Genomic DNA, 24,508 nt, shown 5'->3' with positions numbered 1-24,508 from the left:
TCTCCAGACATCACTAGATTCAGACGGGTTGGCCGCGCATCACGCGGCCGTGCAGGGGGTTGAAACCCATGCGGTAGACGAGGTCGGCAGGCGCCTCGATGTCCCACAGGGCGAGGTTGCAGTCCAGGCCGACGGCGAGCCGGCCAATCCGGTCCTGCCGGCCAAGGGCGCGCGCCGCTTCACGGGTGAAGCCGGCGATGCACTCCGCCACGGTCATGCGGAACAGGGTGGCGGCCATGTTCATCGCCAGCAGCGGGCTGGTCAGCGGCGAGGTGCCGGGGTTGGAATCGGTGGCCAGCGCCAGTGGTACGCCGGCCGCCCGCAGGTCGGCGATCGGGGGCAGGGTGGTATCGCGGGTGAAATAGAACGCGCCCGGCAGCAGCACCGCCACGGTGCCGGCGCTGCGCATCGCGGCGATGCCGTCGGCGTCGAGGTGTTCGATATGGTCGGCCGACAGTGCGCCGTGACGTGCCGCCAGGGCGGCACCGTGCTGGTTGCTGAGCTGCTCGGCATGGATCTTGATCGCCAGCCCGTGTTGCTGCGCGGCGAGGAAGACCTGCTCGGCCTGTGCGGCGCTGAAGGCGATGTTCTCGCAGAACACGTCTACCGCCTCGGCCAGCCCGGCCGCCGAAACGGCCGGAATCATGACGTTGCAGACCTCGTCGATGTACTCCTGCGCTTCGCGGCCCGGCGGGATCGCATGCGCGCCGAGGAAGGTCGGCACGATCTCGACCGCGCGCTGGCGGCCCAGCTCGCGCGCGACGGTCAGCTGCTTGGTCTCATCGGCCAGGGTCAACCCGTAACCGGATTTGATCTCGAGCGTGGTGATGCCTTCGGCCAGCATGGCGTCCAGCCGTGGCAGGCTCGCGGCGAGCAGGTCGGCCTCGCTGGCGGCGCGGGTGGCCCGCACGGTGGAGACGATGCCGCCGCCGGCGCGGGCGATGTCGGCATAGCTCACGCCCTGCAGGCGCTGCTCGAACTCGCCGGCGCGGTTGCCGGCATAAACCAGGTGGGTGTGGCAGTCGATCAGGCCGGGGCTGATCCAGCGCCCGGCGCAGTCGATACGCTGGACCGGCTGCAGGTGATCGGCAGATCCGGCCGCACCGACATGCACGATGCGCCCATCGGTCGCGGCGATGACGCCCTCCTCGATCACGCCCAGGCCCGGGCCGTCGACGGTGATCAGGTTGGCGTGGTACCAGAGGGTGTCACAGTGCATGGCAGCAACCACATCGGTGTATATGTCTATACAATATAGACGCCTCTTCCGGGATGTCCAGTAATGCCAGCCACCCCCGCACCGATCCTTCGTTTCCACGCCGCTCATGCGCTGCTGCCACATGGCTGGGCGCGCGATGTGCGCATCCTCAGCCAAGGCGGCAGGTTCATCGAGGTGACCGAAGATGTGTCGGCCGCGCCGGGCGATACCGCGTTGGCGATCGCGGTGCCGGGCCTGGGCAACCTGCACAGCCACGCTTTCCAGCGCGGCATGGCCGGACTGACCGAGATCGGCGGCAACAGCGGCGACAGCTTCTGGAGCTGGCGTGAGCTGATGTACCGCTTCCTGGCGCATCTGCAGCCCGAGGCCATGCAGGCGATCGCCGAGCAGGCCTATGTGGAAATGCTGGAATCCGGCTTCACCCGGGTCGGGGAGTTCCATTACCTGCACCATGGCCCGGACGGCGCGGCCTATGCCAACCGTGCCGAGATGGCCGAGCGTATCGCGGCCGCTGCCCGGTCCAGCGGCATCGGCCTGACCCTGCTGCCGGTGTTCTACGCGCATGCCGATTTCGGCGGCGCCGCGCCAAATCCGGCCCAGCGCCGGCTGATCCACGATGTCGACGGGTTTGCTGCGCTGCTGCAGGGCTGCACGCGCGCGCTGCAGGACCGGGACGATGCGGTGCTCGGTTTCGCCCCGCACAGCCTGCGCGCGGTGACCGGCGAGGAATTGTCGGCGTTGCTGCCGCTCAATAGCGGGCCCGTCCACATCCACATCGCCGAACAGACCCGCGAGGTCGATGCCTGCGTCGCCTGGAGCGGCATGCGGCCGGTGCAGTGGCTGTACGAACACGCGCCGGTGGATGCGCGCTGGTGCCTGGTGCATGCCACCCACATCACCGAGGCGGAGATGCAGCAGATCGTCGCCAGCCGTGCGGTGGCCGGGCTGTGCCCGATCACCGAGGCGAACCTGGGTGACGGCCTGTTCCCGATGCAGGCCTTCGCACGTGCCGGCGGCCGGTTCGGCGTGGGCTCGGATTCCAACGTGCTGATCGACGCGGCCGAAGAGCTGCGCCTGCTCGAGTACGGCCAGCGCCTGCAACTGCGCGGGCGCAATGTGCTGGCCCCGGGCGATGGGCAGTCCACCGGCCGCTGGCTGTACGAGCAGTCGTTGAACGGTGCTGCACAGGCGCTGGGCGTGACCACCGGGCTGCAGGCCGGTGCGCCGGCCGACCTGGTCGAACTCGATCCGGACCACCCGGCGCTGATCACCCGCGACGGAGACGCCTTGCTTGACAGCTGGGTGTTCGCCGCACGTAATGGCGCCGTGCGATCGGTGTGGCGCCAAGGGCGCCAGTGGGTCCGTGATGGTCGCCACCCGCAACGCGAGGCGGTGGCCGCACGGTTCGCCGCGGCACTTCGACCGTTGTTGAGGGTCTGATCAGACCCTCCCATGCAGGAATCCAGAGTGACGGGCAAGAAAGCAGCAACCCTCAATCAGCGCATCCGTGCTGATCTGGAAAGCCGCATCCTCAGTGGACAGTGGGAGCCTGGCTTCCGCATCCCCTACGAACACGAGCTGATGGAGCAGTACGGCTGCTCGCGGATGACCGTGAACAAGGTGCTGACCGCGTTGGCCGAGAGCGGCATGATCGAGCGCCGCCGCCGTGCGGGCTCGTTCGTCGCGCGCCAGCCGCCGCACCTGGAACAGGTGGCGCTGGAGATTCCCGACATCGCGATGGCGGTGGAAGCGCGCGGGCACGTCTATGGCTACCAGCTGCTGGAGCGTGCCTACCGGCGACCGCGCGAGCAGGTAGCGGAGGAAACCACCCTGGCCGGCGGCGAGAAGCTGCTGGCGATCCGCTGCCTGCACCTGGCCGATGGCCGGCCGCTGGCGCTGGAGCACCGCCTGATCAGCCCGGTCGGCGTGCCGGAGGTGTTGGCGGTGGATTTCGAGACCACGGCGCCGGGCAGCTGGCTGCTGCAGAACGTCTCGTGGACACGCGCCCAGCACCGGATCAGTGCCTGGGGCGCGGATGAGGCGGCCGCCACGCTGCTGCAGGTCAAACCCGGCACGGCGTGCCTGGTCATCGACCGCCTTACCTGGCGCGGCGAGCAGCCGATCACCTGCGTGCGGCAGATGTTCCTGGGCGATGCCTACGATCTGGTTGCCCGTTTCTCGCCGGGCGCGCGCTGAGCCTTACAGTGTGGTGCACTGCCGCCAGCGGACCGGCTCATCCACGCCGGGGCGCGGGTTGAGCTGGATGCGCACGGTGCGCAGCGCCGGGTAGCGGGTCACTTCCTCGCAGATCAGCGGCCAGATCGCATCGATTTCGCCGGTGCGGTTGATCGCCAGCGTCTGCCGGGTCAGCCAGATGCCACTGGCCACGCCGGGGCGGCTGGCCACGTTGCGTGACAGTTCCTGCTGATAGCGGTCCAGCGTGGCGTCGTCCGGGTTCGCTTCCATTGCAGGCGGGGCGGCGTCGGCAGCGCGGCCAGCGGTCTCGGGGGCGGCGGGGGCCGGTGCCGCCGGCGTGGGCTGGGTGCCGGCCGGCGCGGGTGTTTTCGCTGCAGCCGGCGCGGCCGCCGCAGTTTCGTCGTCGGCCCACTCCGTTTCCAGCCCGGCGGTCAGCGAGCCCAGCCCGACCATCAGGCCCAGCGTCGCCGCGCCCAGTGCCGCGATCGAGATGCGGCGGAGGGCTTCGCCACGGGCACCGGCCTCGACACGGGCCTCCATGTCGCCCGGCAGGTAGGGCTTCAGCAACGGCCACAGCAGCGGGCCGTCGAGGACCTCGACGCTCTGTTTTTCAGCGGCGATGCGTCCATCGCGCTCGACCTTGCCCTCGGTGATCAGGATGCCGCCACGCGCACCGGCCAGGCGCGCGGCGGCGCCCAGTTCGTTCACCGCCGCCGTGCCGATCCGGTAGGCGCGCCCGTGCTTGCAGGAGAGCAGCCAGCGCTGCGGCCCGTCGTGCATCAGGAAATCGCTGCGGGGTTCGCGGCTGTCCACGGCCTCGTCCGGCACGTCCTGCAGCCCGCGCTGCTCGTACATCGCGCGCCGCACGATCAGGGAAAACTCGCGCCAGTGCATGCCGGCCAAGGCATTCAGGCCGAGCTGGGTCTCCTTGCGCTTCCGTTTGATCAGCCAGAAGTAGGCCGTGGCCAGGAACCAGGCGATGAGGGCCAACAGCAGGGCCAGAATCCAGGAGAGCATGCAGGGGGATATGAACAGGGAAGTGCGATAGACAGTTTATATGCGCCTTTGCACGTCAGCGGCGCGTCGTTTTCGAGCCGGTTCGCATCCGGCGGTCACGTCGGTGACGGCCGTCTCACTTTGCGGGGCCTTGCGGTAGCAGCGCCCACAAAAAACCCGCCAATCCAGAGCCGTGAGGGGAGGGAACAAACGGCGGTGGAAGCGATTGGCGGGTCGATTTCGATTGTCAACAAAGTCGTGCTGCTTTGCAACAAACGTGGTCGGATCAGTTCAGTCAGGCGTCGGAGGTCGGCGACTGGTGCGTACCCGGCGACGGATCGGCCGACGGCGAGGCGTTGCGGGCCTCGGCACGGTTGACCCGGGTGTTGAGCGCATCGATCCGGGCATTGAGCGCGGCGACATCCTCGGCGGTCGGGATGTGGAGACGCTTCAGCACGCCCTGGACCCGGTCATCGAAGGCCTTCTCGACCTTGTCCCAGGTGCCGCTGGCCTTTTCACGGGCCTCGCCGAGGTGTTCCTCGACATTGTCGCGCCAGCGCGGTGTATCGCCGGTCTGCTCGCGGTTGCGGGCCTCGATGTTCTCGCCTTCCTTGACCAGGTTGTCGAAGACACGGCTGCCTTCGGCCTGCGCACGCCCGAAGGCGCCCAGACCCGCCAGCCATATCTGCTGGGCCGAATCGGTCAGCTTGCGCGAGAAGCGCTCGGCCTGATCCTGCAGCGAGGGCTTCTCGCCGGGGATGCGATCGTCGAAGTCGTTGGGTGAATGCATGGGGCGATCCCTTGGGTGGACACCCTTGGATCGTATGCATCGCCGGCTTCAAGCGGTGTGATGGCCGGCGCCTGTGCAGCGCCGGGCCGGGCGTCGGTTCAGCCGAGCTTTTCCTGCAACACGCGCTGGATCTCGCTTTCCACCATGCCCTTCATGGCCGAGAGCAGGAAGCCGAGCTTGGCGGTGACCTGCACCTGGCCGGGCTGCAGCGCGATCGCGCCGTCCACGCCGGAGCCGCTGAAATTCAACACGTCGCCCACCCAGTTGGACTGCAGACCGAAACGCTCGGACAGTTTGGCGGCGACTTCTTCGATGGCTTTGCGCGCATTTTCGGCGGGCAGGGAGTGGGCGTGACGGATATCGATGGTGGACATACAGCCTCCTGGCGGACAACGGCGCGGATTTGGGCGTGCATTGTGCGCATCCTCAGGCACAACTCCAAGGTCTGCGTCACACTTCTTCTTCCCTGACAGTCAACCTGCTAGGCTGCGCCGCGTGCAGAACCTGCTAGTTCACTTTACTCAACGCCAACATCCCGACCAGCCCCTGCGGCCCGGGGTGCAGCGCATCGTGCGTCATGCATCGGGCACCGTCCGGCTTTGCGATGACGCCCCCGGCACCTTGCTGCTGGCCCAGTTCTGCCTGGATGACCGCGGCCTGTGGCTGCAGGTCGCCAACGGCATCCGCGGCATCCACGTCAACGGCCGCCCGGTGCGCCGGATGGCGCTGCTGCGCGCCGGCGACGCCGTCTACGCCGACGGCGTGGAGATGGTGGTGCAGGGCGATTGCGAAGCTGTCGCGCACGCGCCGCCACGCAGCGATGATGGCGGCGACGACCAGCGCCTGTTGCGCGGGGTCGGCGGCCAGCACCACGGGCGCAGCTTCACCCTGGATCGTCCGCGCGTGATCGGGCGGGGGCCGGAGGCGGACATCGTCATCGACGACCCTGCCTTCGCCGAACAGCACGCCCGCCTGGAGCAGCATGGGGAGCGCCTGCTGCTGCGCGACCTGGGCGCCGGCGAGTCCACGCGGGTCAATGGCGTCACCGTTCGCCATTGCTGGCTGCAGCCGGGCGATCAGCTGGTCTTCGATGCCCAGCACCGCTTCGTGCTCGAAGTCCCACACGACGGCCGCAAGCGCATCGTGATCGACGAAGAGGACGACGGCTTCGAGGCACGCCAGCGCCCGGAACCGGTGGCTGCGCCCAAACGGGTGAGTCGCTGGCCGTGGCTGTTGGCCAGTGCGTTGCTGCTGGCCGCAGCGCTCAGCGGCCTGCTCTGGTTCGGGGCGCGGTAAACGTCATCGCATCCGCGCTGACGCCCCGTGATTTGCTACGCAAACCACGGGCCCCCGCGTGACATTGCTTCCAGACCCCGCCGCGTCGCGGCGCCCCCTGACTCAGGGGGCTCGCCTCCAGACATATGGCGGTGGCTCTGGCAGACAGCCGGGCCCTGGATAGATTCGTTTGCAACCAAATTCGCCTTGTCCTGCAAGGCCTAAAGGCTGGTGCGCTGCGGCATACTAGGGGTCTTGCCCCATAGGTGTGACATGACGCGCGCGTTCAATTTCAGTGCCGGCCCTGCAACGTTGCCGGAATCGGTCCTGCGCCAGGCGCAGGAAGAGATGTTGGAGTGGAACGGCGCGGGCGCCTCCATTGTCGAAATGAGCCACCGCGGCCCGGAGTTCATGGCCGTCGCCGCCCAGGCCGAGGCCGATCTGCGTCGCCTTATCGGCATCCCGGACGACTACGCGGTGCTGTTCCTGGCCGGTGGCGCGACCACCCAGCAGGCCCTGCTCGCACTCAACTTCGCCCAGCCCGGGCAGACCGTGGATTACGTGCTCACCGGGCACTGGGGCAAGACCGCGATCAAGCAGGTCAGCCCTTACGTCACGGTCAACGTCGCCGCGAGCAGCGAAGCCAATGGCTTCCACGACATCCCGGCACGCGCCAGCTGGCAGCTCTCCGATGACGCGGCCTACGTGCACATCACCGCCAACGAAACCATCCATGGTGTCGAGTTCCGTGACACCCCGGACGTGGGTGACGTGCCGCTGTTCGCCGATTTCAGCTCCTCGATCGCCAGCGAGCCGCTGGATGTCAGCAAGTACGGCCTGATCTATGCCGGCGCGCAGAAGAACCTCGGCCCGGTCGGCGTCTCGGTGGTGATCGTGCGCCGCGACCTGCTCGAGCGCAGCGGCCAGCCGCGTGCGGACATCTTCGATTACCGCTCGCACGTCGCGCGCGATTCCATGCTCAACACCCCGCCGACCTGGAACTGGTACCTGGCCGGGCTGGTGTTCCAGTGGATGCTGGCCGAAGGCGGCGTGGAAGAATTCGCCCGCCGCAACGCGGTCAAGTCGGGCCTGATCTACGGGGCGATCGACCAGTCCGGCGGCTTCTACCGCAATGAAGTCGTCCCGGCCGCACGCTCGCGCATGAACATCCCGTTCTTCCTGCCGGATGACACGCTCAACGCGCGTTTCGTCAGTGAATCCAAAGCGGCCGGCCTGCTGGCGCTGAAGGGCCACAAGGCGGTCGGCGGCATCCGCGCCTCGCTGTACAACGCCATGCCGGTGGAGGGCGCGCAGGCGCTGGCCGCCTTCATGCGCGATTTCCAGCAGCGCAACGGCTGACGCATTCGTTTTTCCCGGGGCGCTCGCCGCCCCACCGCAATTGGAACCCAGATGGCCACCAAACCCGCCAAGCCCAAGGCTGCCAAGCCAGCGCCGACCCCGCCCAAGGCGGCTGCCCCCGCGAAGAAGGCCAAGGCCGCCAAGCGCGATGCCGCGCCGGCCGTTGCCGCGCCCGTGCTCTCGGACGTGCGCGCCAAGATCGACCATATCGACCGCAGCATCCAGGCGCTGATCGCCGAGCGCGCCAACTTCGCCCACCAGGTCGGCAAGGCCAAGGGCAAGCTCGCTGCCGCCGTGGATTACTACCGCCCCGAGCGCGAAGCGCAGGTGCTGCGCATGGTGGTGGACCGCAATGAGGGCCCGCTCAGCGATGAAGTGCTGGTCCACGTCTACCGCGAAATCATGTCGGCCTGCCTGGCCCAGCAGGAGCCGCTGAAGATCGGCTACCTCGGTCCGGAAGGCACCTTCAGCCAGCAAGCCGTGCTCAAGCACTTCGGGCGCTCGGCGCTGGGTCTGCCGCTGGCCAGCATCGAGGAAGTCTTCCAGGAAGTGGAAGCGGGCAACGCCGATTTCGGCGTGGTGCCGGTGGAGAACTCGGGGCAGGGCACCATCCAGATCACCCTGGACATGTTCCTGACCTCCAACCTGAAGATCTGTGGCGAAGTGGAGCTGCGCGTGCAGCAGTACCTGATGTCGCGCAGTGGTCGGCTGGAGGATGTCGAGCGCGTGTATGGCCACCCGCAGTCGTTCATGCAAACCTCCTCGTGGCTGCGCGCCAACCTGCCCAAGGCCGAGAAGATTCCGGTCTCCAGCAACGCCGAAGGCGCGCGCCGCGCCCGCAATGCCGATGACGCGGCGGCGATCGGCGGCGAGAGTGCCGGGCATGTGTACGGCCTGAAGAAGGTGGTGACCAAGCCGATCCAGAACGATGCGGACAACACCACGCGCTTCCTGGTCATCGGCCGCAACATCTTCCCCACCTCCGGCCACGACCGCACCTCGGTGCTGGTGTTCATCCACGACAAGCCCGGTGCACTGTTCGACGTGCTCAGCCCGTTCGCGCGGCATGGCATCAGCATGAACCGGATCGAGTCGCGCCCCTCGCACAACGCCAAGTGGGAGTACGGCTTCTTCATCGATCTGGCCGGCCATGTCGACGACGAGGCGATGCAGGCGGCCCTGGCCGAACTGAAAGCCCACTCGGCGCAGATCAAGATCCTCGGCTCCTATCCGGTCGCCGTGCCCTGATCCAAACGGCGCAGCCGCCTCGCGCGCTGCGCCCGGCCCGGCGCCCGTGTGGGCGCTGTGGCCCCTCCCGTACACCGTTGCATCGCCGCTGCGGCGGCCCGCCCCCTAGGATTTCCGATGACCGCATCTCCGTACTGGATCGCCCACAAGGGCCAGCCCCTGCAGGGCAGCCTGACCATTCCCGGTGACAAGTCCGTCTCGCACCGCTCGGTGATGTTTGCCGCGCTGGCCGATGGCGTGTCGCGCATCGATGGCTTCCTGGAGGGCGAAGACACCCGCGCCACCGCCGCGATCTTTTCGCAGATGGGCGTGCGCATCGACACCCCGTCGCCCTCGCAGCGCATCGTGCACGGCGTCGGCGTGGATGGCCTGAAGGCACCGGGCGCCCCGCTGGACTGCGGAAACGCCGGCACCGGCATGCGTCTGCTGGCCGGGCTGCTGGCTGCACAGCCGTTTGACTCGGTGATGGTCGGCGACGAATCGCTGTCGCGCCGCCCGATGCGCCGCGTGACCGGTCCGCTGGCCGAGATGGGTGCGAAGATCGATACCGAGGCCGATGGCACCCCGCCACTGCGGGTGCATGGTGGCCAAGCGCTGCACGGCATTGCATTCGCCTCGCCGGTGGCCAGCGCGCAGGTCAAATCCGCCGTGCTGCTGGCCGGTCTGTATGCCGATGGCGAAACGTCTGTCACCGAGCCGCACCCGACCCGCGATTACAGCGAACGCATGCTGCGTGCATTCGGTGTGGATATCGAGTTTTCGCCGGGCAAGGCACGCCTGCGTGGCGGCCAGCGGCTGCGCCCGACCGATATCGTGGTGCCGGCCGATTTCTCCTCGGCGGCGTTCTTCCTGGTGGCGGCGAGCGTGATCCCAGGCTCCGAGCTGCGCCTGCGTGCGGTGGGCCTCAACCCGCGCCGTACCGGGCTGCTCGCGGCGCTGCGCCTGATGGGCGCGGACATCACCGAAGAAAACCATGCCGAGCAGGGTGGGGAAGCGGTGGCTGATCTGGTGGTGCGGCATGCGCCGCTGCACGGCGCCGAGATTCCCGAAGCGCTGGTGCCGGACATGATCGACGAGTTCCCGGCCTTGTTCGTCGCGGCGGCGGCGGCACAGGGCAACACCGTGGTGCGCGGTGCGGCCGAATTGCGGGTCAAGGAATCGGATCGTCTGGCCGCAATGGCGACGGGCCTGCGCACGCTGGGCGTGCAGGTCGATGAAACCGATGATGGCGCCACGATCCACGGTGGCGCCGGGCTTGGCAGCGGCACCATCGAGAGCCACGGCGACCACCGCATCGCGATGGCCTTCGCGATTGCCGGCCAGCTCAGCAGCGGCGAAGTGCGGGTCAATGACATCGCCAACGTGGCGACGTCCTTCCCGGATTTCGATGGCCTGGCGACCGGTGCGGGTTTCGGGCTTCGCGCCGGCTGAGGTAGCGCCGGGTTCTGCCGGGCTGCTGCTTCCAGATGTCAGGTATGCGTGGTTGCCGGGCAGCGCCCGGCACTACCTTGACCTCGCGCGGACGCCGTGCTCCGCAGAACAAAAAAGGGAGGCCATTGGCCTCCCTTTTCGTTTCCGCCTCAGTGCATCCGCTTAGCGCTCCGTACGGAAGTCCACCGGGACGCGCACCACGCTCGCCACTGCGCGGCCGTTATTCATCGCCGGCTCGAACTTCCAGTCGCGCACGGTGGTCAGCACCGCACGATCCAGATCGCGATCACGCGTACCGCTGCGCTGCACGATGTTGGCGTCGGTCACCTGGCCACGGGTATCCACGTTGAGGCTGGCCACCACGCTGCCCTGCACGCCGCTGCGCAGCGCCGTACGCGGGTAGACCGGCTTGGCATTGCTCGCCAGCGGGCGGGCCTCACGGTTGCGTACGGCCGGCGTCGCCTTGCGCTGCTCGGCGGCCGGTGCGGCCTGGCGCGCAGCGGGTGCCGGCGTGGTCGCCACCGGTGCGGTCTCGGTAGCGGGCAACATGCGCTGGCCCACCGGCGCCTCGTTGGTATCGCCCGGGGTGGCATAACGCAGCCACACCAGCGCAGCGGCGAACATCGCGACGATCAACGCCACCCACAACCAGGGTGACGTACGGCGATGGGCGGGCTCATCGATCACGTCGCGCTGATGCTGCGGCGAGCGGGGCATGTCCGGGGCATGGGTAACACTCATGGCTGACTCCTGGTGTCGATGTGACACCCGCAGTCTTGCCCGGACACGGTTGCGGATGTGTCAGCGCACCGTCAACGCGACGACTGCATTCCCATCGAGGTTCAGTTTGCTGAGCCGTTGCACAATCGCCGCACGTGGCGGCGATGAATCACCGCGGCGTGAAGTCGAACGGCACTTCCAGGCTGCCAGGCACTGGCACACCGTTGTTCTGCGCCGGCTGGAAACGCCAGCGACGCACCGCATCGGACGCTGCGCGGTCAAGGTCGCGTGAACCGCTGCGCTGGATCAACGTCACGGCCGATGGATAGCCGGTGGCATCCACATCCACGCGCACCACCACCGTTCCACTGTCACCGCGGCGCAAGGCGGCCGGCGGGTAACTCGGCGGCGGCGACTGGTCAGCAATCGGCTGCGGGCGGTCGCTCGGCGCCATGGCCGTGGGCGCGGCGGGTGCGGCGGGCGCAGCCGGGGCGGCCGGCGGTGGCGGCGGGGCCGTCTCCACCAGCTGCGGCTTTTCCTCGTTGACCGGCGGGGCCTTGGCGTCGGGCATGTCGCTGGAGCCGGCGGCAGCGGCCAACGGCTCGGGCAGCGGCACCACCTCGGCCACCTGGGCGGGGGTCTGCGCGGCCGGGTCGGCTTTGTAGAAGTCGTTGTTGCGGCTGCTCAGCCATACCACCAGGAACAGCAGCAGGCCCACGCCGAAGGCGATCGCGGCGATCACGAGGCTGCGGCGGGGCAGGTGGAAGGTGATGTTCTTGCCAGAAGTCGAGCGGGGAGCAGACATGGGGCATACCGTATGGATCACCGCGATTCTGCCACGCCCGGGATGAACCGGCGGCAGAAAAACGCATAACAGGCGATAATCCCCCTCCGAATCCGTAGACCCCTCTGCCGCCATGCTCGATCCAGCCCTGCTCCGCCAACAGCCCGCCGACCTTGCCGAACGCCTGCGCACCTCGCGCGGTTTCGAGCTGGATGTCTCCGGGCTGGAGTCGCTGGAAGCCGATCGCAAGCGCATCCAGGTGCGCACGCAGGAGCTGCAGAGCCTGCGCAACAGTCGTTCCAAGGCCATCGGCCAGGCCAAGGCCAAGGGCGAGGACGTCTCGGCGATCATGGCCGAGGTGGCCGCGTTCGCCGATGAGCTGAAGGCCTCGGAAGTGGCCCTGGATGCGCTGCGCGAGAAAATCGAAGCGATCGCGCTGGGCATTCCGAACCTGCCCGCCGAGGATGTGCCGGCCGGCAAGGATGAATCGGACAATGTCGAACAGAAGCGCTGGGGCACCCCGCGCGCGTTCGATTTCCCGGTGCTGGACCACGTCGAGCTCGGCGCCCGCAACCGCTGGCTGGATGGCGAGACCGCGGCCAAGCTGTCCGGCTCGCGCTTCACCGTGCTGCGTGGCCCGATCGCCCGCCTGCACCGCGCGCTGGCGCAGTTCATGCTCGATCTGCACACCGGCGAGCACGGCTATGAAGAAACCAACGTGCCCGCCCTGGTCAATGCCGAGTCGCTGCGCGGTACCAGCCAGCTGCCGAAGTTCGAGGACGACCTGTTCAAGACCGCCGTGGGCGAATCCACGCGCTACCTGATCCCGACCTCGGAAGTGCCGCTGACCAACATCGTGCGCGACGAGATCATCGACGCCGAGCAGCTGCCGCTGCGCATGACCGCCCATTCGCTGTGCTTCCGTGCCGAAGCCGGCAGTGGCGGCCGCGACGTGCGCGGCATGATCCGCCAGCACCAGTTCGAGAAGGTGGAGCTGGTCGCCGGGTGCACCCCGGCGCAGAGCGATGAAGAGCACCAGCGCATGACCCGCTGTGCGGAAGTCGTGCTGGAAAAGCTCGGCCTGCCGTACCGCAAGGTGCTGCTGTGCACCGGCGACATGGGCTTCTCGGCCATCAAGACCTATGACCTGGAAGTGTGGCTGCCCTCGCAGGACACCTACCGCGAAATTTCCTCGTGCTCGAACTGCGGTGATTTCCAGGCGCGCCGCATGCAGGCCCGCTGGCGCAACCCGGAGACCAGCAAGCCCGAGCTGCTGCACACGCTCAACGGTTCGGGCGTGGCGGTTGGCCGCGCGATGATCGCGGTGATGGAGAACTACCAGAACGCCGACGGCAGCATCACCGTGCCGGACGTGCTCAAGCCCTACATGGGCGGCATGGACGTCATCGGCTGATCCAGCGCCGTGACGCATGAAAAAACCCGCCGAACGGCGGGTTTTTTGTTGGCGCCCCGGTAGAGCCACCCCATGGGTGGCTGCCGTTCCGGTCATGCATCACCTGCAGCCACCCATGGGGTGGCTCTACCCGTCCGTCATCGGCGCCAACACGCCCAGCGGCACCCAGCCGGACGTGGTGCCGCCAACCAGCTCGCACCACACCCAGCTGTTGAGCACGCGCTCACCGCGCACGTGCTGGCCCACGTCCACATCCAGTTCGCGCGCACAGTAAGCCTCGGCCGCCATCGCATCGCCCTGCGCGTTCCTGCCGATCACCTGCGCCGGTACCCAGCCTGCAGCCTGGCCCGGTGTCTCGCACAGATACCAGTTGTCCCAGCCTTCGGGCCCCTGGTAGCGCTCGCCGACCTGCAGCGGATCGCCGGGCTGCAGGGTGATCGGGTGGGGGAACTCGCTGCGGTGGGTCTGGACGACGCGGTAATCCATGCGGAATCAGCTGTGTGCAAAGGGCCCCCAGCTTAGCGGCCATTCCCGCGACGCCGCAGCGTTGATTGCGTCATCGGTGCGGCTTCCAGAAAGGAAGAGGGGCAGGTCAGAAAGTGCCTTGATTACATGTAGGAGAAGTTGACGGCCGAGTGGGCGGCACGCGGCGTGGAGGGCCGCAGAGACGGCAGGCACGGGGCTTCGTGGATTGAGCATCCGGTGGGCGGCCCGCACGGCCCTCACGTCGCGGTGTGATCGACGCCCATTTCCTGCGGCACACAGCGAACAGGCTGGGCACTGACCTCTACTTCCACAGGACGCCCGGTGAATACAGCGGCTGCACCCCTCCCATCCTCAAATCCCGCCGGCATCGCTGCATGGCTGATGCTGGGCATCGCCTGGCTGTGCTTCCTGATCCCGTTTCCGGGGCTCGGGATGTTCCTCGGCTGGCCGCTCAATCTGGTCGCCTTCATCCTGGCCGTCGTGGCGATGGCCAAGGGCGGCGCCGGCAAAGGCGTCGCCCAGCTATTGCTGTCCCTTGTCGCCTCCCCGGTGGTCTACCTCGTGGGCGTCGTGGTATTCGCCGGCGCCGTCAGCGCGATCAGTCAGCCGGCGCCCGATGCCCAGACCCACGCGGACAAGGGTAGCCAGCAGGACACCGCGGTCGCGCCCGTCGCGCCTGTCGAAATCACGGCGCGCCAGCTCTATCGGGACTACGAGGCCAATGAGGTCGCCGCCGACGTCCTGTACAAAGGCAAGCGACTGCTGATCTCAGGTGAAGTTGCCAGCATCCAGACAGATCTGATGGATAAGCCGCAGGTGCAGCTGAAGGCCGGAACCGTCAACCAGGTGATGATCTCCGGCCTCTCCAGGGAAGAGGCCGGCGCGCTCGGCAAAGGCGACACTGTGCTCGCGGCCTGCACGGGCAACGGCATGATCCTGGGATCACCGGTGACACGCGACTGCGAACTCCAGTAGGGCGGGGCCGCGTTCAAAAAAAAGATGGCCCCGGAAGGGGCCATCTCTGCCACACCCACACCGTCACGACGAGGGGGAGGGAACGGTGTGGGTCCCGCGTGGATCAGGCTGCGGCGAGTGCTTCCGGCTGCGGCAGCGCGGCCAGGGCCTGGGCAATCGCGTCGGTGCGGTGCTGCGGCGAGTAGGCGATGCCCTCGGCCCGCACGAATTCGACGTTGTCGATGCCGAAGAAGGCGAAGACCTGGCGCAGGTACGGATCCTGGAAATCGGTCGGGGCGCCGGTGTGCAGGCCGCCGCGGCTGCTGGCCACGATCACGCGCTTGCCGCCGGCCAGGCCCACCGGGCCGTTCTCGGTGTACTTGAAGGTGCGCCCGGCCACGGCCAGGCGGTCAATCCACGCCTTGAGGGTGGAGGCGACGCTGAAGTTGTACATTGGGGAGCCGATGACAACCACGTCGGCCGCCAGGAACTGCTCCAGCACCTGCTCGGCATCGGCTACCTCGGCCGGGTCGGACTGGGCCAGGGACGAGCTGCGCAGGTGCGCAACGGGCTGGGCATCGAGGTCGCGGTAGCTCACCTCCAGGCCCGGGACCTGGTCGCGCCACTGCTGGACCACGGCGGCGGAGAGCTGGCGGGAGACCGAGTTTTCGCCAAGCACGCTGGCGTCGATGTGAAGAAGCTTCATGGCAATCACCTGATTCTGGGGGAGGGGCGGTAGATGCCGCCGACGGAGATCAGGTTAGGTTGTTGCCTGTTTGGAATAAAGGTGGTTGAATACCACGTATTGTTCTATATCTGGAACTTCGGTATGCAAGACCTCAACGACCTCTACTACTTCGCCATGGTGGTGGATCATGGTGGCTTCGCCGCAGCAGAACGCGCGCTCGGCATCCCCAAATCCCGCCTGAGCCGCCGTATCAGCCAGCTGGAAACCGATCTGGGCGTCCGCCTGCTGCAGCGCTCCACGCGCCGCTTCGCGGTGACCGACGTCGGTACCAGCGTGCATCGCCACGCGCAGACCATGCTCGCCGAGGCCCAGGCCGCGCGTGAGGTGGTCGACCGCCTCAGCGCCGAGCCACGTGGCCTCGTCCGCGCCAGCGTGCCGGTCTCGCTCGCGCAGATGCAGCTGCCCAAGCTGCTGCCGATCTTCCTGGCGCAGTACCCCAAGGTGCGGCTGCAGCTGAACATCAGCAACCGCCGCGTGGACATCATCAACGAAGGCTACGACGTCGCCCTGCGCGTGCGCTCTCGCCTGGATGACGATGGCAGCCTGGTGATGCGCAGCTTCGGCCAGGTGCAGGAACTGCTGGTGGCCAGCCCCAAGTACCTCGATCGCGCCGGCCGCCCGAAAGACCCGGACGAGCTGACCAATCACGTCACCCTGAGCATCAGCGAAGACGAAGCCCGTCAGCGCTGGGAACTGCACGGCCCCGAGGGCGCGGTCCGCCGCGTGGACCTGCAGCCGCGCGTGGCCGGTTTCGATTTCCCGCTGCTGCAGAGCATGGTCAAGGACGGCTTCGGCATCACCATGCTGCCGGAAACCGTCTGTGCCGACGCCGTGCGCAACGGCGAACTGGAAGTAGTGCTGCCGGACTGGTCGCTGCCGCAGGGCATCTGCCACGCCGTCTTCGCCTCCCGCCGCGGTCTGCTGCCGGCGGTGCGCGTGTTCATCGACTTCCTGGCCGAGCACCTGCCGCCGCAGCTGGAGGCTTCGCGTCTGGACTGCGGTGGCGCGTGCGAGCGGGCCAAGGAGAAGATCAAGGCCAGTGCGCTGGGTGCGTTGGCGGTGGATGCGGGCTGAGCCCGACCGCTGGCGGGTGGGCAAATCCCACCTGAAATGCGAGAATGCGACCCCCGGCCCATGCCGGGGAGCCATGCCGGACGGGGCGCTGCCCCGACCGGTTGCCTGGGTTGCAATGACCTGGGCACGCGGGGTGCGGAAGCGCTGCCGATACGGAGAGATGGCCGAGCGGTTTAAGGCACCGGTCTTGAAAACCGGCGAAGGGTCATTCCTTCCGTGGGTTCGAATCCCACTCTCTCCGCCAAAAGACCCTAACTCGTTGATTTTTAATTGAAATCATCGATTAGGTCGGATTGGAAAGCAGGAAGCATGCAGAGGAAACACTCGCATGCGCATCCCCCATCATTTGAGCCGGTCATCCACCGGCCGCTGGTCGTTCGTCCAGCGCGTTCCTACTGATTTGCAAGCCGTGCTCGATTGCCGGCTCATCAAGCGCACCCTCAAGACCCACGATCTCGCCCAGGCGCACGTGCGTGCAGTCGTGCTTGGAGCGGGCTATGCTCGGCTCTTCGCACAGTTGAAGGATCAACGCGTGGACAAGCTCAGCAAGCAGGAAGCCGATCTGCTCATCGCTCGCCTGACGAGCGCCGAGAACCTCCGTGAACTGACGTTGGACCGCACGCGTCAACCGGATGGGACGGTGACGGAGCGGTGGCAAATCGACAGTCCCAAGGACCTCAAGCTGTATCGGCAGTTGATGGAGCTTGAAGCAACCGCGGGAGGGATCTCTCAATCCCTCGCAGTAACCGTGCCGTCCCTGTTTGGCTCTGCATACGCCGGCAGCCACAAAGGTCTGGCCTCCACGCCTGCCATTGAGACGATGACGCTGGGCAAGGCTCGGGATGCATTCTTGGCGACGCTCAAGGGTTCGACTCTGCCCAAGACCTATACGATCAAGAAGACGGCCATTGAGGCATTGGTGGCCTACCTGGGGCCGAAGGCGAAGGTTCACGCCATTACCAGGTCCGACCTAGCGCGGTGGTATCAGGACATGCGTGAGAAGGGCGCTTCAACGCCAACGCTCACCAACAAGCAGAGCTACATCGGTGGCAAAGGTGGCTTCTTCGAGTGGGCCATGGCGTCGGGACACTACCCCAAGGGCGACAACCCGGCCAGCGGCCATGTCAGCTATTCCCAGCGCGAGAAGCGGGCGCGGAAGAAACTGGGGTTCAAGGCCTACGACAGAGCCCAGATCCACGCCCTGTTTGCCCCCGAGGCGCTTGCCAAGCTGTCCGAGGCGGCCCGCTGGGCCTCCCTCCTTGGGCTCTATACGGGGGCGAGGGCGTCAGAGGTCGGCCAGTTGCTGGTCCGAGACGTGTTCGAGGAGGACGGCATTCCGTGCCTCCGTATCTCCGACGAAGGCGAGCACCAGAAAGTGAAAACCGAGGTCAGCCTTCGTACGGTTCCTCTCCATCCTGAGCTCCTCAAGATGGGCTTCCTGGATTGGGTCGATGGCAAGAGTAAAGCCGGTGAAACCAGGCTGTTCCCGGCGGCCAAAGCCACTGCCGTGAACGGACAGGGGAACTGGATCACCAAAGCGTTCAGTCGACACTTGGCTGAGGTCGGGAAGAACTGGGAGCCAGCCAAGCGCGGGTTCCACTCGCTCAGGAAGACGTTTATCCAAGAGTTGCAGGGGGCTGGCGTGGTGTCGGAACTCAGGGCCCAGATTGTTGGGCATGAACTCGATGACGAGCACCATTCGACCTACAGTCGTGATTTCACAGCGGTGGAGAAACTCAACGGAGTTGGTGCGCATTCGCCAGGCTTAACTTCCCTTGTTTGGGACTTGCGGTGACATCGCCTGCGTGCGCATTGGCGAAGCATCGGCAAGGCTTGGGAGTGTTCCTAGCCTCTATGGTCGAGGGTAGGCACTTTGCCGTGAACCCATTGGCGGGCATGTATGCGATTGCCAGAGCGGACTTGGAAGACACTGGCTCGCCTTTAACTGACGCCGACTCGGAGGCGATTATCGAACCGGTCGGGTTTCCGATCTTGGCATCGAAATGCCGCGATCGGTGGTTTTTCGTTCCAGGCTTGGGGCTCTACTGAGGGGTTCTGGTCAACGAGAGTAGGCGGCTTATGCGAGCGTTTTGGCTGGATGGTAAATTTTAGCTTATATGCTGGTTCTAAGTGATGGGCGTATTCTTGTCGCGTGGCACAGCTTGAGGAAGGGGGGGGGGTTGGGGATTTACGTTGATCCGGGAAACAAGACGGTTTATTTCCATCAGTCAAATGAAAGAGTAGATAGCTCGCCTGGCAGGAATCCTTCACGTCAGAAGTCATCTGCTGGTGATGAGGTGTTTTCAATATTCAGGAGGGTGAGGTCGGATGATGGACGCGATGGAAATCCTCTCATATACGCTCTAAAAGGGAAGGATGGCTTCACCATTTCGCGCAAAGAGGTTGGCAAGTTCATCCCTGATCTTGATGTCTCCATTGGCGGTCTCTTGCCGCATGTCAATATTGATGGCGTTATGGCGGCTCCCTCGTCGCACAAAATTGCGAGCATTCTCGCAAAGAGGATATCGAAGGCAGCAAATCTGCCGCTGCTGTCTTGTGGATTTGTTAAGAAGAGTAATGGGCTTGTCGCTAGCGAGCTCTTTCATAAAATGAATGCTGGGGGCATGGATAAGAAGCAGCGGGTGACAGTCCGCAGAATTATTCGTATCTTAAATAAGAATCCGCGCGCGGATTTCGCGATGAAGAACCTGAGTGTGGCTGACAGGTTCCACGTAGAGCCAATTCAGTGGGATGGTTCTGTTCAGTTCCCGGTTAATTTATCAATACTTCTTGTGGATGATTTGCTGGCTAGTGGGCAGTCTATGGGGGTGATGAAGAGGCAGTTGCTTCAGCTAGGGACGCCTAGAGTCCAATGTGTCTGTCTCCTGGGGTCCTTAGACAGGTATGTGAAGCTATAGGGGTTGACCGGGAGGCGAAGATCAGATAAGTTTGGCGCAGACCGTCAATATGCCCGACGGTCGTTAAATATGTAGGGTCAACTTGCGACACGTAAAAGAATTTGGGTTGACCCATGGGTCCGCGGTGCACCTGGTGAGGGTCAGGACGTAAGGTTCAAATACTCATCGTTTGGCTAGGTAGCGGCTAGCATAGTTCTCGGGGCCCGGCATTGCCGGGCCCCGTCTATTTTTGTGTTGCGTATTGCACTTCTATTCACTCATTGCTGCTTGGCTTAGAGTTGGTGCGCGGTGTTTGGCGGCCTATTTTTGCTTGGCTTGAAGAGAAGAACATCGGCAGCCCACTCAGTACGGCGAAGGCCCTGAACGCGTCCATCAGGGTGAGGGTGGTCATGACCCGCCGCTGCCACCGCGCGAAGCCTTTGTCCCGCGCCTGAGCCACACGGGCCTCGGCCGGATGCCGCGGTGCCGCCTTCCGGCTTGCGCGTCGGACCATAAACGGCCCGACGACGCATCCCAGAGGTCCGATGGGAAGCCGGAGCAGCCCGAAACCAGGCTACGGCGACGACGTCGATCGGACCAGGGTGTAGACCACTCCACCCAAGGCCGGCACCACCACGTGTGCCGGCACCAATGCCAGGACGAGCAGGCTGAAGATCGCCCGGGCTTGCTCAGGATGTGGCAGCAGGTCGGCAAAGCCCATTCCCTGGAAAGCTGCCATGTGGATGGCCGCCAGGATGGCCCAGGTCACGAAGAACCCTTTCCAGAACCCGCCGCGCTGGGGCGAGGGTGGGGCGTACGATTGGCCTTGGGCCTCCTCCTGGCGCGGATAGGCCCGGGCGTTGATCCAGTAGAGAAAGCCCAGCACGGTCCAGATGGCCAAGCCGCCCGCGATGGCGAGCCAGCCCAGCGGGGCGCCCTGCTGCAGGGCCTCAAGGCCACCGGCCACGAACAACAAGCCGGCGCCTCCCAGCAGGACCGTCGCGCAACCGACATGGGCGTAAGAACGCGTGGTCATAGCGGCCTCAGAGCTTGTGGGCGGCCCATTCGCCGGATGCTTTCGAAAAGCGAACCGGCTGAACGAATGGCCGCGCCTGGGCGACGCCACCGATGTCGAGGACGACCGAGCCGCCCACGTCGCAGATCACCCCCTCGGCCGTTTTCGATTTCTTGCAGCCGCTGAGGCTGAAATCTCGGTATTCCTTCACCCAGACCTGGCTTCCCAGCACCCGTTCAAACTCGGCAGTGATGGCCTTCTGAGCCTGTTCGTCGGAGGGTTTGCTGCCGCAGGCCGCCAGCGCCAAAACGGTGGTCACGGCGAAAGCGATGGTCCTGATCGTGTTCATGAGGGTCTCTTCCTAGTTGAGGGTTGGGGTCTTACTTGTCGCGGTTGTCGGCCGGATCGAAGCCGGCGATCCACATGCGGGTGTCGCGGAAAGGCGTGAGCATTCCCGAGGGGCCGGGATACAGGTCGTCCGCCCGCAGGAAACCGGAGACCCAGGCGGCGCTCAAAGCCACTTTTCGGGCCTGCCACGCCACACCGTCGCGGGTAGTGCGCACGTTGAACGGTTCGCGGGGCGGGCTAGGGCCAGTGTTCCGGTCGTCGCCGGTGTTCGGCTTCCCGGGGCGAACCCTCAGGCCCACCATCAGGTCGGTGGTGGCCTTGGCCCGGGCGTTGCTGTTGAGCTCCGCTTCTTCCCCCAGGTCGTCCCGGATGGTCAACGCCGCATCCGCGCATGCCTGGAAGGTCTCGGTGGTGGAGGCGGTAGCGCTCGTCCAGATCCGGGCCTCTACGGTCCAACAAGGAAGGGAGGCACCCCATTCGCGGAAGGTCAGGGCGACCCGCGGCCAGTCCAGTCGGCCCTGCTGCGCGCTTTGGTGGTCCTCGTTCTTGAACAGCCCGTTGATGCGGCCCGCACCACTGATCGGGGTGTAGAGCGGACCATTGGCCGACACGGAGCCGGTTGCCGGCTTGGCCCCCAGTGCTTGCTGGCCGGCGTCTTTCAGGCTCTTACCCAGCTGACGGAAGAGGCCGGGCTTCGTCTCAGCGGGTGCTTGGGCCAAGGCGGGGAAGCTGGCGATGGCCCAGTGCGAGGAGCGTGACGGCTCCTTGTCGTGCGTGCTGCATGGGTAAGCCCCCTGTAGACCACCGGCGTGGTGGCATTTACGATAATCGCAGATGTGCAATCCGGTTCCAACCGTCAGACTTGGAGGGAGTTAAGCTGTGGTGCAAGATTCCGGATGCCGCAACCCAAGACGCCCGCGACGGTCTATGGCAAGCGACTGCGCAGTGCGCGGGTCGCGAAGGGCTGGACGCAAGCCCAGCTCGCCGAGCGCATCGGCATGGTCGACTCCGTCTCGGGAGCGACGAGGGTGAGCCGCTACGAAACAGGACAGCACGATCCTGACCCAGCCACTTCAGAGGCTCTGGCGAAAGCGCTAGGTCTTCCGGTGGCCTACTTTCACGCCACCTCCGACACTCTTGCTGAGGTGATCCTGTTGGTATCAAAGCTACCTGTGTCCAAGCAGAAGGAAGCTCTTAAGCGCCTGCGTGAGATCGCCGATTCGAGCGATAGATAGTCCAGGCGGGCTTCGTCTCAAGGCGTGATACACGCGGCTGGCAAAGTCAGCCCCATTCGGTGGCTTGTAGACCCAGACCCGTCTCTAGACTGAATTCAAGCAGGAGTAAGCGATGTCGGTAGATCTGCGACGGCGCGCAGTGGAGGTGGTGCAAAAGACCATTGCGCGGCTACAGACTGAGAAGTCGCGCGAAGTAGGCAAAGCGGCAGCTGAGCGAAAGAAGGCTCTGGATGCCTCGGCCGCGGCGGCACGGACGAAGTCGTTGCCTACGAAGATGGCCAAGCTTAAAGACGCCCAGCGGTATGAGGCGAGCGCGGTAGCCCTTGAAAAGAAAGTCGCTGACCTAGAATCCAAACTGGCGCGGGAGCAAGTGAAGCTTAGTGATGCTAATAAGCAGCTCACGACCGTGCTGCAGCAGGACGAGAGAAAGCGGGCGGCTATGCAAAAGCGTGAACGTGCGTCCCAAGTCGTAGAGCTCTCGCGAGTTCAAGGTCGTCTAACTCAGTACGACCAGCTCCATCGAACCACGGCGGACACGTTAAGGCGTTTGCAGGAGCTTCCCGAGCGTCTTACGGTGCTTTTCCTTGCCTCCAATCCCATCGATCAACAGCCGCTCCGGCTAGACGAGGAGGCTAGGTCCATCCACGAGATGGTGCGGAAGTCTGAGCACCGCGACGTGGTGAGGCTGGAATCTAGGTGGGCGGTTCAACCGCTGGATGTGCTTCAAGCCATCAATGAATGCAAGCCGGGTGTTGTGCACTTCAGTGGTCACGGGTCTGAAGATGATGAAATTTTGTTCCAAGACAGCGCCGGCCGAACGAAGCTGATTAGTAAAGAAGCCATCGTGCAGACCATGATGGCTGCATCCGGCGACATCCAGCTCGTGTTCTTCAATACCTGTTTTTCCCACAGCCAAGCGGCCGCAATCGTAGAGCACGTGCCCTGCGCGATTGGAATGAACACAGCCATCGGCGATCAGGCGGCTCGCGTCTTTGCCGCGCAGTTCTATTCCGCAGTTGGATTTGGGCTTTCTGTAGCGATGGCCTTTAACCAAGCCAAGGCGGCCCTCATGCTGGAGGGGATCAATGAAGCGCGGACGCCTGAGCTGTTCGCTGCGCCAGGGGTTGATCTTTCAGGCGTATTTCTTGTCCGGCCAGAAGGATAGAGCGAGGTTACCCGCTATTTTGTCCGTGCCAGTTTTAGGAATTCTCCTTGGCTGCCTGCGGGATAGTCAGCGCTGTTCTTCAACTTTGGGCAGTGCCGCGTGGGCGCATGGCTTAAGAACCCAACTCCCAGGCCGATAGGGGCATGACTTGCTGCTACGTGAGGACAAGGACGTGAGGAAGACACTGATTTTTGGAAACGGGCTGGGAATGGCGCTCGATCCCAATCTGTTCTCGCTTGATGGCGCGATTGGACGGGCATGGGAAGGTGAGGGCATCTTTGATCCGGAGACCCGGGCGCTGGTGCGCTGTTGTCTAGTAGACGATGGCGACACGGAGCGGCCCCATGGGGAGGACGACTTGGATGCGCTTCAGTTGGTGGTGTCGTCGTGTGATTTTCTGGATAGGATGAGCCAAGGCGGAGCGCATTGGCTTAGTTTGCACGGACAGCAGTTCCCTGCCGCTGTGCGTAAGTTTCTTTATCAGACGGCCCTCCAGTTCCATCAATGTGAAGTCGTTCTTCCGATGGAGTTCGCGCAGCCGCTGGCCGCTTTCCTTCACGATACGCATTCTCACGTCGCGACCCTCAACTACGACAATCTGCTGTATCAGCGAATGATCGAAGCCTACGTCCTGAGAGGCTACGGTGGCGCATTGGTAGATGGGATGCTGACCGCTGGCTTCGCTTGCGAGAACTTGGAGCGTAGACAGGGGAGAACTTTCGGATACTACCTTCATCTTCACGGTTCGCCGCTTTTCGTAGACCAGGATGGCATTACCCGAAAGCTGGCGCAGGCAGAGTTGAGAGAGGCTGGGGATGTTGTGGGCTCGCATATCGTGCTTACGCACGTCAAGCATAAACCCACCGTGATTGCGGCCTCTCCCTTATTGCAGAGCTATTGGAACCACTTGGAGCTGGCCCTGGCTGAATCTGAGGAGGTCATCTTGTTCGGCTATTCAGGGCTGGACACTCACCTCAACGAACTGCTTGAGCGGCGCTCCCCTGAAAGAATTCGCGTTGTTGAGTGGCAGGGTGCAGGGGAGCAGGCTGATCGCGAGCTATTCTGGGGGAAGTCCTTGGGCAAGAATGCCACCGTTCTTCGCTTGGCTAACGTGTTGGATTTCACCGAGTGGGCCTGACGCCGGGGTAGGAAAC

26 protein-coding genes and 1 tRNA gene are annotated in these 24,508 nt (G+C 65.0%); 15 read left to right on the top strand and 12 right to left on the bottom strand.

What is annotated here, in order from left to right:
• Positions 1 to 19 precede the first annotated feature (19 nt).
• A complete protein-coding gene (gene hutI, locus ABE422_RS03920) occupies positions 20 to 1,219 on the bottom strand; it encodes an imidazolonepropionase (RefSeq protein ID WP_313218757.1) in 1,200 nt (399 codons plus the stop codon).
• A 63-nt stretch (positions 1,220 to 1,282) separates the two neighbouring features.
• Between hutI and ABE422_RS03915 the strand changes: the two genes are divergently transcribed.
• Together ABE422_RS03915 and hutC are read left to right on the top strand one after the other, a co-directional pair.
• Complete coding sequence (locus tag ABE422_RS03915) at positions 1,283 to 2,659, top strand: formimidoylglutamate deiminase (RefSeq protein WP_346482512.1); 1,377 nt, start codon at positions 1,283 to 1,285, stop codon at positions 2,657 to 2,659.
• Between the two features lie 27 nt (positions 2,660 to 2,686).
• Positions 2,687 to 3,415: a histidine utilization repressor gene (gene hutC / locus ABE422_RS03910; protein WP_313210751.1), complete on the top strand. Its 729-nt coding sequence runs from the start codon at positions 2,687 to 2,689 to the stop codon at positions 3,413 to 3,415.
• A 3-nt stretch (positions 3,416 to 3,418) separates the two neighbouring features.
• Here the strand turns inward: hutC and ABE422_RS03905 are convergent, their stop codons facing one another.
• From ABE422_RS03905 to ABE422_RS03895, 3 genes are all read right to left on the bottom strand, one after another.
• Positions 3,419 to 4,432 carry a restriction endonuclease gene (locus ABE422_RS03905; RefSeq protein WP_346482511.1) on the bottom strand — a complete coding sequence of 338 codons (1,014 nt, stop codon included), beginning with the start codon at positions 4,430 to 4,432 and terminating at the stop codon, positions 3,419 to 3,421.
• 274 nt (positions 4,433 to 4,706) lie between these two features.
• Complete coding sequence (locus ABE422_RS03900; RefSeq protein ID WP_313210755.1) at positions 4,707 to 5,201, bottom strand: phasin family protein; 495 nt, start codon at positions 5,199 to 5,201, stop codon at positions 4,707 to 4,709.
• A 98-nt stretch (positions 5,202 to 5,299) separates the two neighbouring features.
• Complete coding sequence (locus ABE422_RS03895; RefSeq protein ID WP_313210757.1) at positions 5,300 to 5,575, bottom strand: polyhydroxyalkanoic acid system family protein; 276 nt, start codon at positions 5,573 to 5,575, stop codon at positions 5,300 to 5,302.
• 121 nt (positions 5,576 to 5,696) lie between these two features.
• On the opposite strand from ABE422_RS03895, the gene ABE422_RS03890 reads away from it, so the two are divergent.
• The 4 genes from ABE422_RS03890 to aroA all read left to right on the top strand — a co-directional run bounded on the left by ABE422_RS03890 (position 5,697) and on the right by aroA (position 10,514).
• Positions 5,697 to 6,497 (top strand): FHA domain-containing protein, encoded by an 801-nt coding sequence (locus ABE422_RS03890; protein ID WP_313218752.1) that lies wholly within the window; start codon positions 5,697 to 5,699, stop codon positions 6,495 to 6,497.
• A 252-nt stretch (positions 6,498 to 6,749) separates the two neighbouring features.
• On the top strand, positions 6,750 to 7,835 hold the full coding sequence (serC, locus tag ABE422_RS03885; protein ID WP_102787964.1) for a 3-phosphoserine/phosphohydroxythreonine transaminase: 1,086 nt from the start codon (positions 6,750 to 6,752) through the stop codon (positions 7,833 to 7,835).
• A gap of 51 nt (positions 7,836 to 7,886) precedes the next feature.
• On the top strand, positions 7,887 to 9,083 hold the full coding sequence (gene pheA / locus ABE422_RS03880) for a prephenate dehydratase (protein WP_102787963.1): 1,197 nt from the start codon (positions 7,887 to 7,889) through the stop codon (positions 9,081 to 9,083).
• A gap of 117 nt (positions 9,084 to 9,200) precedes the next feature.
• Positions 9,201 to 10,514, top strand: a complete 1,314-nt coding sequence (gene aroA, locus ABE422_RS03875) for a 3-phosphoshikimate 1-carboxyvinyltransferase (RefSeq protein WP_346482510.1) — start codon at positions 9,201 to 9,203, stop codon at positions 10,512 to 10,514.
• 162 nt (positions 10,515 to 10,676) lie between these two features.
• Here the strand turns inward: aroA and ABE422_RS03870 are convergent, their stop codons facing one another.
• Both ABE422_RS03870 and ABE422_RS03865 read right to left on the bottom strand, forming a co-directional pair.
• Positions 10,677 to 11,255, bottom strand: coding sequence for an energy transducer TonB (locus ABE422_RS03870; RefSeq protein ID WP_313212491.1), 579 nt, complete (start codon positions 11,253 to 11,255; stop codon positions 10,677 to 10,679).
• A gap of 148 nt (positions 11,256 to 11,403) precedes the next feature.
• The gene (locus tag ABE422_RS03865) at positions 11,404 to 12,039 is read right to left on the bottom strand and encodes an energy transducer TonB (protein WP_313212492.1); all 636 of its coding nucleotides are present in this window, start codon (positions 12,037 to 12,039) and stop codon (positions 11,404 to 11,406) included.
• A 112-nt stretch (positions 12,040 to 12,151) separates the two neighbouring features.
• Between ABE422_RS03865 and serS the strand changes: the two genes are divergently transcribed.
• Positions 12,152 to 13,432 carry a serine--tRNA ligase gene (serS, locus tag ABE422_RS03860; protein WP_346482509.1) on the top strand — a complete coding sequence of 427 codons (1,281 nt, stop codon included), beginning with the start codon at positions 12,152 to 12,154 and terminating at the stop codon, positions 13,430 to 13,432.
• 126 nt (positions 13,433 to 13,558) lie between these two features.
• On the opposite strand, the gene ABE422_RS03855 is transcribed toward serS, so the two are convergent.
• Positions 13,559 to 13,918, bottom strand: a complete 360-nt coding sequence (locus ABE422_RS03855; RefSeq protein WP_346462646.1) for an SH3 domain-containing protein — start codon at positions 13,916 to 13,918, stop codon at positions 13,559 to 13,561.
• A 381-nt stretch (positions 13,919 to 14,299) separates the two neighbouring features.
• Here ABE422_RS03855 and ABE422_RS03850 point away from each other — a divergent pair, with 381 nt between their 5' ends.
• Positions 14,300 to 14,893: a hypothetical protein gene (locus ABE422_RS03850; RefSeq protein WP_346482508.1), complete on the top strand. Its 594-nt coding sequence runs from the start codon at positions 14,300 to 14,302 to the stop codon at positions 14,891 to 14,893.
• A gap of 103 nt (positions 14,894 to 14,996) precedes the next feature.
• On the opposite strand, the gene ABE422_RS03845 is transcribed toward ABE422_RS03850, so the two are convergent.
• Complete coding sequence (locus ABE422_RS03845) at positions 14,997 to 15,578, bottom strand: NAD(P)H-dependent oxidoreductase (protein ID WP_346462644.1); 582 nt, start codon at positions 15,576 to 15,578, stop codon at positions 14,997 to 14,999.
• A 123-nt stretch (positions 15,579 to 15,701) separates the two neighbouring features.
• On the opposite strand from ABE422_RS03845, the gene ABE422_RS03840 reads away from it, so the two are divergent.
• The 4 genes from ABE422_RS03840 (at position 15,702) to ABE422_RS03825 (ending at position 19,612) form a co-directional block, all read left to right on the top strand.
• The gene (locus ABE422_RS03840; protein ID WP_019184298.1) at positions 15,702 to 16,694 is read left to right on the top strand and encodes a LysR substrate-binding domain-containing protein; all 993 of its coding nucleotides are present in this window, start codon (positions 15,702 to 15,704) and stop codon (positions 16,692 to 16,694) included.
• Positions 16,695 to 16,848: 154 nt separating this feature from the next.
• Positions 16,849 to 16,938, top strand: a tRNA-Ser gene (locus ABE422_RS03835).
• Between the two features lie 84 nt (positions 16,939 to 17,022).
• Positions 17,023 to 18,489 (top strand): site-specific integrase, encoded by a 1,467-nt coding sequence (locus tag ABE422_RS03830; RefSeq protein WP_346482507.1) that lies wholly within the window; start codon positions 17,023 to 17,025, stop codon positions 18,487 to 18,489.
• A 385-nt stretch (positions 18,490 to 18,874) separates the two neighbouring features.
• Positions 18,875 to 19,612, top strand: coding sequence for a hypothetical protein (locus ABE422_RS03825; RefSeq protein ID WP_346482506.1), 738 nt, complete (start codon positions 18,875 to 18,877; stop codon positions 19,610 to 19,612).
• Between the two features lie 253 nt (positions 19,613 to 19,865).
• Here ABE422_RS03825 and ABE422_RS03820 read toward each other — a convergent pair whose 3' ends face one another.
• The 4 genes from ABE422_RS03820 to ABE422_RS03805 are packed head-to-tail and all read right to left on the bottom strand — an operon-like array spanning position 19,866 to position 21,673.
• Positions 19,866 to 20,153, bottom strand: coding sequence for a hypothetical protein (locus tag ABE422_RS03820; RefSeq protein ID WP_346482541.1), 288 nt, complete (start codon positions 20,151 to 20,153; stop codon positions 19,866 to 19,868).
• Between the two features lie 12 nt (positions 20,154 to 20,165).
• Entirely contained in the window at positions 20,166 to 20,627 is a 462-nt protein-coding gene (locus ABE422_RS03815; protein WP_346482505.1) for a hypothetical protein, read from the bottom strand.
• A gap of 7 nt (positions 20,628 to 20,634) precedes the next feature.
• Complete coding sequence (locus tag ABE422_RS03810; RefSeq protein ID WP_346482504.1) at positions 20,635 to 20,955, bottom strand: hypothetical protein; 321 nt, start codon at positions 20,953 to 20,955, stop codon at positions 20,635 to 20,637.
• A 31-nt stretch (positions 20,956 to 20,986) separates the two neighbouring features.
• Positions 20,987 to 21,673 carry a hypothetical protein gene (locus tag ABE422_RS03805; RefSeq protein WP_346482503.1) on the bottom strand — a complete coding sequence of 229 codons (687 nt, stop codon included), beginning with the start codon at positions 21,671 to 21,673 and terminating at the stop codon, positions 20,987 to 20,989.
• 177 nt (positions 21,674 to 21,850) lie between these two features.
• On the opposite strand from ABE422_RS03805, the gene ABE422_RS03800 reads away from it, so the two are divergent.
• From ABE422_RS03800 to ABE422_RS03790, 3 genes are all read left to right on the top strand, one after another.
• Positions 21,851 to 22,189, top strand: coding sequence for a helix-turn-helix transcriptional regulator (locus tag ABE422_RS03800; protein WP_346482502.1), 339 nt, complete (start codon positions 21,851 to 21,853; stop codon positions 22,187 to 22,189).
• 112 nt (positions 22,190 to 22,301) lie between these two features.
• Positions 22,302 to 23,354, top strand: coding sequence for a CHAT domain-containing protein (locus ABE422_RS03795; protein ID WP_346482501.1), 1,053 nt, complete (start codon positions 22,302 to 22,304; stop codon positions 23,352 to 23,354).
• A gap of 172 nt (positions 23,355 to 23,526) precedes the next feature.
• A complete protein-coding gene (locus ABE422_RS03790) occupies positions 23,527 to 24,492 on the top strand; it encodes a hypothetical protein (RefSeq protein ID WP_346482500.1) in 966 nt (321 codons plus the stop codon).
• Positions 24,493 to 24,508 lie beyond the last annotated feature (16 nt).

Source organism: Stenotrophomonas sp. TWI1151 (assembly GCF_039673135.1).
In the GTDB taxonomy this organism is placed as follows: Bacteria; Pseudomonadota; Gammaproteobacteria; order Xanthomonadales; family Xanthomonadaceae; genus Stenotrophomonas.
The sequence above is the reverse complement of the archived record's forward strand: the minus strand, read 5'-3'. Positions and strand labels throughout refer to the sequence as shown.

What these genes read in the sequence shown, in the direction of transcription:
- hutI (WP_313218757.1), bottom strand. Translation starts at nt 1,219, where the DNA reads ATGCACTGTGACACCCTCTGGTACCACGCCAACCTGATCACCGTCGAC.
- ABE422_RS03915 (WP_346482512.1), top strand. Translation starts at nt 1,283, where the DNA reads ATGCCAGCCACCCCCGCACCGATCCTTCGTTTCCACGCCGCTCATGCG.
- ABE422_RS03905 (WP_346482511.1), bottom strand. Translation starts at nt 4,432, where the DNA reads ATGCTCTCCTGGATTCTGGCCCTGCTGTTGGCCCTCATCGCCTGGTTC.
- ABE422_RS03900 (WP_313210755.1), bottom strand. Translation starts at nt 5,201, where the DNA reads ATGCATTCACCCAACGACTTCGACGATCGCATCCCCGGCGAGAAGCCC.
- ABE422_RS03895 (WP_313210757.1), bottom strand. Translation starts at nt 5,575, where the DNA reads ATGTCCACCATCGATATCCGTCACGCCCACTCCCTGCCCGCCGAAAAT.
- serC (WP_102787964.1), top strand. Translation starts at nt 6,750, where the DNA reads ATGACGCGCGCGTTCAATTTCAGTGCCGGCCCTGCAACGTTGCCGGAA.
- pheA (WP_102787963.1), top strand. Translation starts at nt 7,887, where the DNA reads ATGGCCACCAAACCCGCCAAGCCCAAGGCTGCCAAGCCAGCGCCGACC.
- aroA (WP_346482510.1), top strand. Translation starts at nt 9,201, where the DNA reads ATGACCGCATCTCCGTACTGGATCGCCCACAAGGGCCAGCCCCTGCAG.
- ABE422_RS03870 (WP_313212491.1), bottom strand. Translation starts at nt 11,255, where the DNA reads ATGAGTGTTACCCATGCCCCGGACATGCCCCGCTCGCCGCAGCATCAG.
- ABE422_RS03865 (WP_313212492.1), bottom strand. Translation starts at nt 12,039, where the DNA reads ATGTCTGCTCCCCGCTCGACTTCTGGCAAGAACATCACCTTCCACCTG.
- serS (WP_346482509.1), top strand. Translation starts at nt 12,152, where the DNA reads ATGCTCGATCCAGCCCTGCTCCGCCAACAGCCCGCCGACCTTGCCGAA.
- ABE422_RS03855 (WP_346462646.1), bottom strand. Translation starts at nt 13,918, where the DNA reads ATGGATTACCGCGTCGTCCAGACCCACCGCAGCGAGTTCCCCCACCCG.
- ABE422_RS03850 (WP_346482508.1), top strand. Translation starts at nt 14,300, where the DNA reads ATGCTGGGCATCGCCTGGCTGTGCTTCCTGATCCCGTTTCCGGGGCTC.
- ABE422_RS03845 (WP_346462644.1), bottom strand. Translation starts at nt 15,578, where the DNA reads ATGAAGCTTCTTCACATCGACGCCAGCGTGCTTGGCGAAAACTCGGTC.
- ABE422_RS03840 (WP_019184298.1), top strand. Translation starts at nt 15,702, where the DNA reads ATGCAAGACCTCAACGACCTCTACTACTTCGCCATGGTGGTGGATCAT.
- ABE422_RS03830 (WP_346482507.1), top strand. Translation starts at nt 17,023, where the DNA reads ATGCGCATCCCCCATCATTTGAGCCGGTCATCCACCGGCCGCTGGTCG.
- ABE422_RS03815 (WP_346482505.1), bottom strand. Translation starts at nt 20,627, where the DNA reads ATGACCACGCGTTCTTACGCCCATGTCGGTTGCGCGACGGTCCTGCTG.
- ABE422_RS03810 (WP_346482504.1), bottom strand. Translation starts at nt 20,955, where the DNA reads ATGAACACGATCAGGACCATCGCTTTCGCCGTGACCACCGTTTTGGCG.
- ABE422_RS03800 (WP_346482502.1), top strand. Translation starts at nt 21,851, where the DNA reads ATGCCGCAACCCAAGACGCCCGCGACGGTCTATGGCAAGCGACTGCGC.
- ABE422_RS03795 (WP_346482501.1), top strand. Translation starts at nt 22,302, where the DNA reads ATGTCGGTAGATCTGCGACGGCGCGCAGTGGAGGTGGTGCAAAAGACC.